The following is a 7973-nucleotide window of genomic DNA, read 5'->3' as shown; positions in this document are numbered from 1 at the left end:
CCCAGACCCCCATTCGGCCCGAAGGGCCTCGTCCTCAAACGCCGGACGGGCTGACGGTCGACCGGCGTCGTGGCAGCAAGCCCCATCTGCGCAGGGGCTCCGGAGCAGACACCGCCAGCGCCACCAGCGCCCCCGCCAGCAGCCACGCCCACCGCTCGTGTGCCGCGCCCCAGTTGCTGTCCTGCGGCCACACGAACAGCTCCCAGCCGGCGGGGAGCAGGGGGGGGCCACCACCGCCGTGAGGAGGTAGGCCGCCGCCACCGAGGGGCCGGGGCGGGGCTCGTTGGTCCAGCGGAGCGCCGAGGCGCCGGCGAGCAGGGCCAGTACGCAGGCCGCCGCCGCCTCCAGGGTGACGTCGCCCACCGGGGGCCGTACCCCCGAGGGGACCAGGAGGACGACCGCCGTCCACCACAGCGCGGTGGGCGGGGTGACCAGGGCGATCCGCAGACCGGTGCGCAGGGCGCGCCGGGTCGGCACCGTGGCCGTCGTGTGGCGGGCGGGGTCGTCCAGCAGGAAGGTCAGGCCCAGCGCGTAGGCGAGCACGGCGGTACGGAGCAGGACGAGCGCGGGCCAGCCGTGGGCGTCGCCCCCGCCCCACCGCAGTGCCCCGGCCAGCAGCAGTCCCAGGCCCGCCGCGGCTCCCAGCGCCCGCCAGGGCAGGGTCCGCCAGACGGGGAGCGTCAACTCCCGGATGGTCAGTCGCACTTGTCCTTCTCCTTCGGCGCCTTGACCCCCAGCAGCTCCGCCGCTCGCGCGCTCGTGACCTTCGGGGCCGTCAGTTCGGTCCAGTGGGCCCGCACCTTCGCGGCCACGGACTCCCTTGGCTGGTCGAGGAGTTCGCGTACGACGGAGGTCTGGCCGGACGTCATGTCCATCGGGTCGGTCGGGGAGAGGACGATCGCCGAGCCGGTCACGCTGTCGTCGAGGCGGACGTTGCTCAGGGACTTCACGGGGTCGGGGAGCCAGTTCAGGGCGAGCCACATGATGGTGACCATGCGGCCGTCGCACAGCCCGGACGTCGCCTTCTCGCTGCCGGTGACCAGCACGGCGGCCACGGCGGCGGAGAACTCGGGGACGCGCGGGCCGCCCCAGCCGGTGCCGACGGTGACCTGGTGCGGGTTCGCCGAGGGGTCGATCGCGCCGTCGGAGGCGAGTCCGTCCGTGGCGTAGACGCGCTGGCGGACGAGGACCGGCTGGGTGCGCGCGGCGCCGCCGGCCGAGGAGCGGACGTGGTCCACCACGGACGCCCAGGTGGCCGTGCGCGGCTTCCACTCGGGGAAGGCGCAGTACGTCGACCCGTCCCGCCGCACGCAGACCTGTTCCTTCTCCGGGGCGTTCGTGGCCCGCGCCCGCGCCACCGTCGTACGGTCCGGCAGCGCGCCCGTCTGGACGATCCCGCCGGTCAGCGCGAGGGCCAGCGCCGCGGCGACGGCTCCCATGAGGACCGGGCCGCGGCCGCCGGCCACGACGACCGCCACCAGGGCCACCGTCAGGGCCAGTCCCAGCAGATACAGGGCGTGCCAGGCGGCGGGGCGGTCCATCAGGTCGGAGGGGATCGCGCTGCTGGTGTTCTCGCTCACGATGGGCGCCAGCCAGCGCGTGCCCCGCTCGCCGCTGCCCGCGGGGAAGGCCCCGCCGAACAGGAGGAAGAAGAGCAGCACGATCGCGAGCGGCGCCGCGAGGACCGACGAGAACAGCCGGGCGAGCAGCACCCCGAACGCGCCGGCCACCAGCACCGTCAGGGGGCCGACGAGCAGTTCGCCGGCCGAGGCGGTGCCGACCGAACCGGACTCGAGGGCCGTCCAGCCGAACTGGGCGCTCACGCACACCGCGACGAGCAGCACGATCGGCACCACGGACAGCGCGTGGCCCGCCGTGCGCTGCCACGGCCGCAGCACCAGCACCGCGAAGTGCCGTTCGGTGTCCCGGCGCGCGGACCGCAGCATCGCCTGGTTGACGCAGACCAGCAGCGCCAGGGCGATCAGGACCGGGCCGGACTGGGTGGCGCGGTCGGCGTCCTGAAGGGCGGGGTAGCCGTTCTCGAAGTCCGGGGTGCGCCAGACGATCCAGGCGATGTAGAGCAGGAGGGCCAGCAGCATCGGCGCGCGCAGCAGCAGTTGGCGGGCCTCGAAGAGGGCCAGGGCGAGGACGGCGGCCCAGGGGGCGCGCCGGGGCTCCGTCCCGGTGGCCGTCGGGGTCTGTTCCAGGACCGTGCTCACGCGGGCACCTCCGCCTCGTCCAGGGTCAGCAGGTAGCCGTCCTCCAGGGTGGGTTCGAGCAGGTCGGCGCCGACGGGCGGCAGGCCGACGTTGCGGAAGGAGCCGGTGCCGGTGCGCCAGCCCGCCCTCGCGCCCGGGTCGCGTTCGGTGCTGCTCCACACCCGGCCGGCGGCCCGCGCGGTCAGCTCGGCGGGGGTGCCGTCGAAGCGGATGCGGCCGCCCGCCATCACCAGGACGCGATGGCAGAGCATCGCCACGTCCTCGGTCTGGTGGGTGGAGAGCAGGACCGTACGGCCCTCTCCCGCCTGGGCTATCAACTCCCGGAAGCGCATGCGCTGTTCGGGGTCCAGGCCGACCGTCGGCTCGTCCAGGACCAGGAAGCCCGGGTCGCCGATCAGGGCGGCGGCCAGCGCGACCCGCTGGCGCATCCCGCCGGACAGCTTCTTGATGCGCTTGCCGCGCACCTCACCGAGGTCGACCTGCTCCAGCACCCGGCGCACCTCGCGGTGACGGGCGCCTCGGTCGGTCAGCTCCTTGAGGATCGCCACGTAGTCGACGAACTCGAAGGGCGTGAAGTCCGGGTGGAAGCCCGGGGTCTGCGGAAGGTAGCCGAGCGCGCGCCGCACCTCCTGGCGGCCGGCCGAGGTGGCCGGGTCGTGTCCGAGGACGGTGAAGGCGCCGCCGTCGGCGGGAAGCGCGGTTGCCAGCACCCGCAACAGGGTGGTCTTCCCGGCCCCGTTGGGGCCGATCAGGCCGGTGACGCCCGGCGTGAGCCGCAGCGACACGTCGTCGAGGGCGTGGGTGCCGCCGTAGCGCAGGCTCAGCCCGGAGGCGGAAACGGTGGGTGTCATGCGGCGCTCCCCTGGAAGCGGTCGAATCGGTCACGTACGAGGAACAGCAGCCCGCCGGCGAGCGCGGCGACCGCGGCCGCCACCCCCTGGCCGGCCGCCGTGAACGGAAGAAGCGTGCTGTCGGCCTGGACGGCGTGGGCCGTGACGAGCAGCGCCACCCACGCCCCGCCGACCAGCGCCGGCGCGAGCACCGGGCCGAGCCGGGCGGAGAGCGCGAGGCCGGCCGAGGTGAGGGCGAGCGCGGGCAGCAGCCAGGCCAGGGCGCGCAGGCCCAGTCCGGGCAGGGCGAGCGTGGCCAGACCGCCAAGGGCGAGACCGGCGGTGAGGACGGCGACCGTGCGGATCATCAGCAGCCGGAACCCGTGGACCGGGGAGACCACCGCCATCTCGTACGTCGGGTCCAGCGCGGGCCCGTACGACAGCGCGACCCCGGCGAGGGGCAGCAGCGGCGGGAGGGCCAGGAAGAGGGTGACGGAGCCGGTGCTCTGGGCGGCCAGCACGGACATCACCAGCACGGCGACGACCGCGCCCAGCCAGGAGCGGCGCAGCACGGGCGTGGCCGCCAGCAGCCGCGCGGTGTGGTCGGCGACCCCGACCCGCACCAGCAGCCGCTCGAACAGCCCCGGCCGGGGCGCGTCCAGTTCGGCGTCCAGCCGCTCCCACCCGGCGTCGACCGACTCACCGACCTCGGCGAGCACGGCCCGGCACTCGGCGCAGGCGACCAGGTGCGTGTCGGCGGACCACAGCCCGGGCGGCGCCAGCTCCCCCTGGCTGTAGGCCCGCAGGTCCTCGGCATCCACATGCCATGTCATGCCAGCGCCTCCCTCAGCTGCTTGCGGGCGCGCATCGCCCGTGTCTTGACCGTCCCCGGCGGTATGCCGAGCAGGACGGCCGCCTCGCGGGTGGTCAGCCCGTCGATGACCGTGGCCTGCAGGACCGCCCGCAGTTCCGGGGACAGCCGGACGAGGGCGCCCGCGAGGTCCCCGTGCTCAACCCCCGCGAGCACGCGTTCCTCCGCGGACGCCTCGTCCCGGTGCCGCAGCCGCGCCAGCGCCTGCCGCAGCCGCCCCCGTGCCCCGTCCCCGCGCAGGGCGTCGATCAGCCGCCGCGAGCCGATGCGCCACAGCCATCCGGCTGCGTCGCCGGAGGCCCCGTCCTCGCGGTAGCGGGCCTTGCCCCGCCAGATCGCGAGGAACGTCTCCTGTACGACGTCGTCGACCACGCCGGCGTCGGCGCACCGGCCGCGCAGCCGGGCGGTCAGCCACGGCGCGTACCTCCGGTACAGCTCCTCGAAGGCGCGGCGGTCCCCGTCCGCGGCGGCCCGCAGCAGCTCCCCGTCGCTTCTCGTTTCGCTCACACCCCCTGATCGCACCGGCCCCCCGGATCGGTTCACCGGATCTTCCCTGAATCAGGGAAAGGGTGGTTGTACGGGAGGTCGAGGACTGCTCTTCCGTCTCCCGGCGAGTTCCGTGAGCGGATCGCCCACCTCGCGCGCCGGGGGCCGACACCCGCGTCGCGTCGGTCCGCGCGCCCCGTACCCCTCCCACGGCGCGCCGCGCTCGCACGGCCGGGACGACCGGGACTGCCGCATGGACGAGACCTGTCCGGCCCGCCACGACATCGTCGGGGGTGTACGGCCCGCGTACGTCCTTTCGCCGACGGGAAGGACGTACGTATTCTCGGGGGCGGCTTCCAGCCACTCGTTACGGCCCTCCGGGCGGCGTAGACGCCCGGGAGCCGCCCCCCGATATCCCGCACGCCATGTCGCCGTAACCAACGGTTCAGACGGGCTTGCGACGCTCGGCCAATGACGCCCTCCGTGCCGGAACCTTCGCCGCCCCTCGACGGGCCCGCGGGGAACGGGGACGCCCTCGGCTCCGTGAACGCGCTCCCGCCCGCGTTGTCCGACGCGCCCGTATCGCCCGTGGCGCGGAAGAATGGGTTCATGAGCCAGTCAGAAACCCAGGCACAGGTCCAGCACGCCCAGCCCTCCGTGGGCTCCATAGCCGCGCACCGCCCGCACGTGGCGGCCACGGTCTCCGACCTGGAACCCGACATCCCGGACATCGACGCCGATCTCGATGCCTACGAGGAGTCGCCGGTCGACGGGGTCCAACTGCCGCAGGGACGCTTCCTCGACCGGGAGCGCAGCTGGCTCGCGTTCAACGAGCGGGTCCTCGAACTCGCCGAGGACCCGAACACTCCCTTGTTGGAGCGGGCCAACTTCCTCGCGATCTTCGCCAGCAACCTGGACGAGTTCTTCATGGTCCGGGTGGCCGGTCTGAAACGGCGCATCGCCACCGGCGTCGCCACCCGCTCCGCCTCCGGCCTGCAGCCGCGCGAGGTCCTGGAGATGATCTGGGCCCGCTCCCGCGAGCTCATGGCCCGGCACGCCGCCTGCTACCACGAGGACGTCGCCCCCGCGCTCGCGGAAGAGGGCATCCACCTGGTCCGCTGGAGCGAGCTGACGGAGAAGGAGCAGGCCCGCCTGTTCACCCTCTTCCGGCACCAGATCTTCCCGGTCCTGACCCCGCTGGCGGTCGACCCGGCGCACCCCTTCCCGTACATCTCCGGCCTCTCCCTGAACCTGGCCGTGGTCGTGCGCAACCCGGTCACCGGTCACCGGCACTTCGCCCGCGTCAAGGTGCCCCCGCTGCTGTCCCGCTTCCTGGAGAGCTCTCCGGGCCGCTACGTCCCCATCGAGGACGTCATCGCCGCCCACCTGGAGGAGCTGTTCCCGGGCATGGAGGTGCTGGAGCACCACGCCTTCCGGCTCACCCGCAACGAGGACCTCGAGGTCGAGGAGGACGACGCGGAGAACCTGCTCCAGGCGCTGGAGAAGGAGCTCATGCGGCGCCGCTTCGGTCCGCCGGTGCGCCTGGAGGTCGAGGAGTCCATCGACCGCGAGGTGCTGGACCTGCTGGTGCGCGAGCTGAAGATCTCCGAGGCGGAGGTCTACCCGCTGCCCGGCCCCCTCGACCTCACCGGCCTCTTCCGCATCCACGGCCTGGACCGGCCGGAGCTGAAGTACAAGAAGTTCATCGCGGGCGTCCACCGCGACCTCGCCGAGGTCGAGTCGGCCTCCGCCCCCGACATCTTCGCCGCCCTGCGCACCCGGGACGTGCTGCTGCACCACCCGTACGACTCCTTCTCCACCTCCGTGCAGGCCTTCCTGCAGCAGGCGGCCGACGACCCGGACGTCCTCGCGATCAAGCAGACCCTGTACCGCACCTCCGGCGACTCCCCGATCGTCGACGCGCTCATCGACGCCGCCGAGGCCGGCAAGCAGGTGCTGGTGCTGGTGGAGATCAAGGCCCGCTTCGACGAGCACGCCAACATCAAGTGGGCGCGCAAGCTGGAGGAGGCGGGCTGCCACGTCGTCTACGGCCTGGTGGGCCTCAAGACGCACTGCAAGCTGTCCCTGGTGGTCCGCCAGGAAGGCGACACCCTACGGCGCTACAGCCACGTCGGCACGGGCAACTACCACCCGAAGACCGCCCGGCTGTACGAGGACCTCGGCCTGCTCACCGCCGACCCGCAGGTGGGCGCCGACCTCTCGGACCTCTTCAACCGCCTCTCCGGCTACTCCCGCCGGGAGACCTACCGCCGTCTGCTGGTGGCCCCCAAGTCCCTTCGCGACGGCCTGATCGCGCGGATCAACAAGGAGACCCAGCACCACCGTGCCGGGCGTCCCGCGTTCATCCGCATCAAGGTCAACTCGATGGTGGACGAGGCGGTCATCGACGCGCTCTACCGGGCGTCCCAGGCAGGCGTGCCGGTCGACATCTGGGTCCGCGGCATCTGTGCCGTGCGCCCGGGCGTCACGGGCCTGTCGGACAACATCCGGGTCCGCTCCATCCTCGGCCGCTTCCTCGAGCACTCCCGGATCTTCGCCTTCGGCAACGGCGGCGAGCCCGAGGTGTGGATCGGCAGCGCCGACATGATGCACCGCAACCTCGACCGCCGTATCGAGGCCCTGGTCAGGGTCACCGACCCGGCCCACCGCGCAGCCCTGAACCGGCTGTTGGAGACCGGCATGTCCGACACCACCGCGTCCTGGCACCTCGGCCCGGACGGCGAATGGATCCGGCACGCCACCGACGCGGACGGCCAACCCCTGCGAAACGTCCAGGAGATGCTCATAGACGCCCGGAGGCGCCGGCGTGGCACAGCAACACCTTGACCCGACGGACCCCGCGGCCGGGCCCGCCCCCACAGGTGACGCCCTGGCGGGCTACCTGCGGGCCCAGGCCACGGAGTTCCTCCGTGCCCTGCGGCAGCACCGGGAGACCGGGACGGCTGCCGCCTCGAACGGCACGGAGGAGTCCGTCGACGCGGCGCGCGCCCTGCGCCGCTCGGTCCGCCGCATCAGTGGCAGCCTGCACACCTTCCGCCCGCTGCTGGAGGCCGACTGGTCCGAGACCCTGCGCCCCGAACTGGCCTGGCTGTCCGGGACGTTGTCGATGGAGCACGCCTACGAGGCACGGCTGGAACGCCTGTTGCTGGCGCTGCACCGGCTGTCGGGGGCCGCGGTGTTCCCGGCCCAGGCGGTCGGCGTCCCCGCGGGCGGCGGCCGCGCCGACAGCGGGGGCCAGGAGCGCGGCAACCTCACGGTGGGCGCGGCGAAGGCGGGCGCCCTGCTCGAACGCCAGCTGACCCTCGCCCGGACCCGCGCCCACTCCACCGCGCTGCAGGCCCTGGGCTCCTCACGCTTCCACGCCGTCGCCGACAAGGTGGCCGTCCTGGCCAGCGAGGTCCCCCTCACCCCCGCCGCCCACGCCACGGAGCTCGGCCCGCTGGCCGCCGCGGCCGAGGAACGCCTCACCGACGCCATCGCCGCGCTCCCCCTGGTCACCGCGGGCCACCCGTACAACGCCGAGGCCCTCGTGCACGGTCTCTCCCC

Annotated in this window: 7 protein-coding genes; 2 read left to right on the top strand and 5 right to left on the bottom strand. The window is 73.6% G+C overall.

Features of this window, described 5'->3' with window-relative positions:
• From GRC12_RS39200 to GRC12_RS39180, 5 genes are all read right to left on the bottom strand, one after another.
• Positions 1 to 705, bottom strand: a 705-nt coding sequence (locus GRC12_RS39200) for a hypothetical protein (RefSeq protein WP_308286733.1), incomplete at its 3' end; no start/stop codon positions are given.
• Positions 696 to 2219, bottom strand: a complete 1524-nt coding sequence (locus GRC12_RS39195) for an ABC transporter permease (RefSeq protein WP_208785210.1) — start codon at positions 2217 to 2219, stop codon at positions 696 to 698. The genes GRC12_RS39200 and GRC12_RS39195, both read right to left, overlap by 10 nt.
• Positions 2216 to 3070 (bottom strand): ABC transporter ATP-binding protein, encoded by an 855-nt coding sequence (locus tag GRC12_RS39190; RefSeq protein WP_208785208.1) that lies wholly within the window; start codon positions 3068 to 3070, stop codon positions 2216 to 2218. Before GRC12_RS39190 ends, GRC12_RS39195 begins: the two co-directional genes overlap by 4 nt.
• Positions 3067 to 3882, bottom strand: a complete 816-nt coding sequence (locus GRC12_RS39185; RefSeq protein WP_208785206.1) for a zf-HC2 domain-containing protein — start codon at positions 3880 to 3882, stop codon at positions 3067 to 3069. Before GRC12_RS39185 ends, GRC12_RS39190 begins: the two co-directional genes overlap by 4 nt.
• Positions 3879 to 4427 (bottom strand): RNA polymerase sigma factor, encoded by a 549-nt coding sequence (locus GRC12_RS39180; protein ID WP_208785204.1) that lies wholly within the window; start codon positions 4425 to 4427, stop codon positions 3879 to 3881. The genes GRC12_RS39185 and GRC12_RS39180 overlap by 4 nt, the downstream gene beginning before the upstream one ends.
• A 588-nt stretch (positions 4428 to 5015) precedes the next feature.
• Here GRC12_RS39180 and GRC12_RS39175 point away from each other — a divergent pair.
• Both GRC12_RS39175 and GRC12_RS39170 read left to right on the top strand, forming a co-directional pair.
• Positions 5016 to 7253, top strand: coding sequence for an RNA degradosome polyphosphate kinase (locus GRC12_RS39175; RefSeq protein ID WP_208785202.1), 2238 nt, complete (start codon positions 5016 to 5018; stop codon positions 7251 to 7253).
• A partial coding sequence (locus GRC12_RS39170) for a CHAD domain-containing protein (protein WP_208785200.1) occupies positions 7234 to 7973 on the top strand: 740 nt, incomplete at its 3' end. The genes GRC12_RS39175 and GRC12_RS39170, both read left to right, overlap by 20 nt.

The sequence above is a fragment of the Streptomyces griseorubiginosus genome (assembly GCF_017614965.1).
GTDB lineage: Bacteria > Actinomycetota > Actinomycetes > Streptomycetales > Streptomycetaceae > Streptomyces > Streptomyces griseorubiginosus_B.
Note: the sequence above shows the minus strand (reverse complement) of the source record. Positions and strands in the feature narration are given on the sequence as shown.

What these genes read in the sequence shown, in the direction of transcription:
- GRC12_RS39190 (WP_208785208.1), bottom strand. Translation starts at nt 3,070, where the DNA reads ATGACACCCACCGTTTCCGCCTCCGGGCTGAGCCTGCGCTACGGCGGC.
- GRC12_RS39175 (WP_208785202.1), top strand. Translation starts at nt 5,016, where the DNA reads ATGAGCCAGTCAGAAACCCAGGCACAGGTCCAGCACGCCCAGCCCTCC.
- GRC12_RS39185 (WP_208785206.1), bottom strand. Translation starts at nt 3,882, where the DNA reads ATGACATGGCATGTGGATGCCGAGGACCTGCGGGCCTACAGCCAGGGG.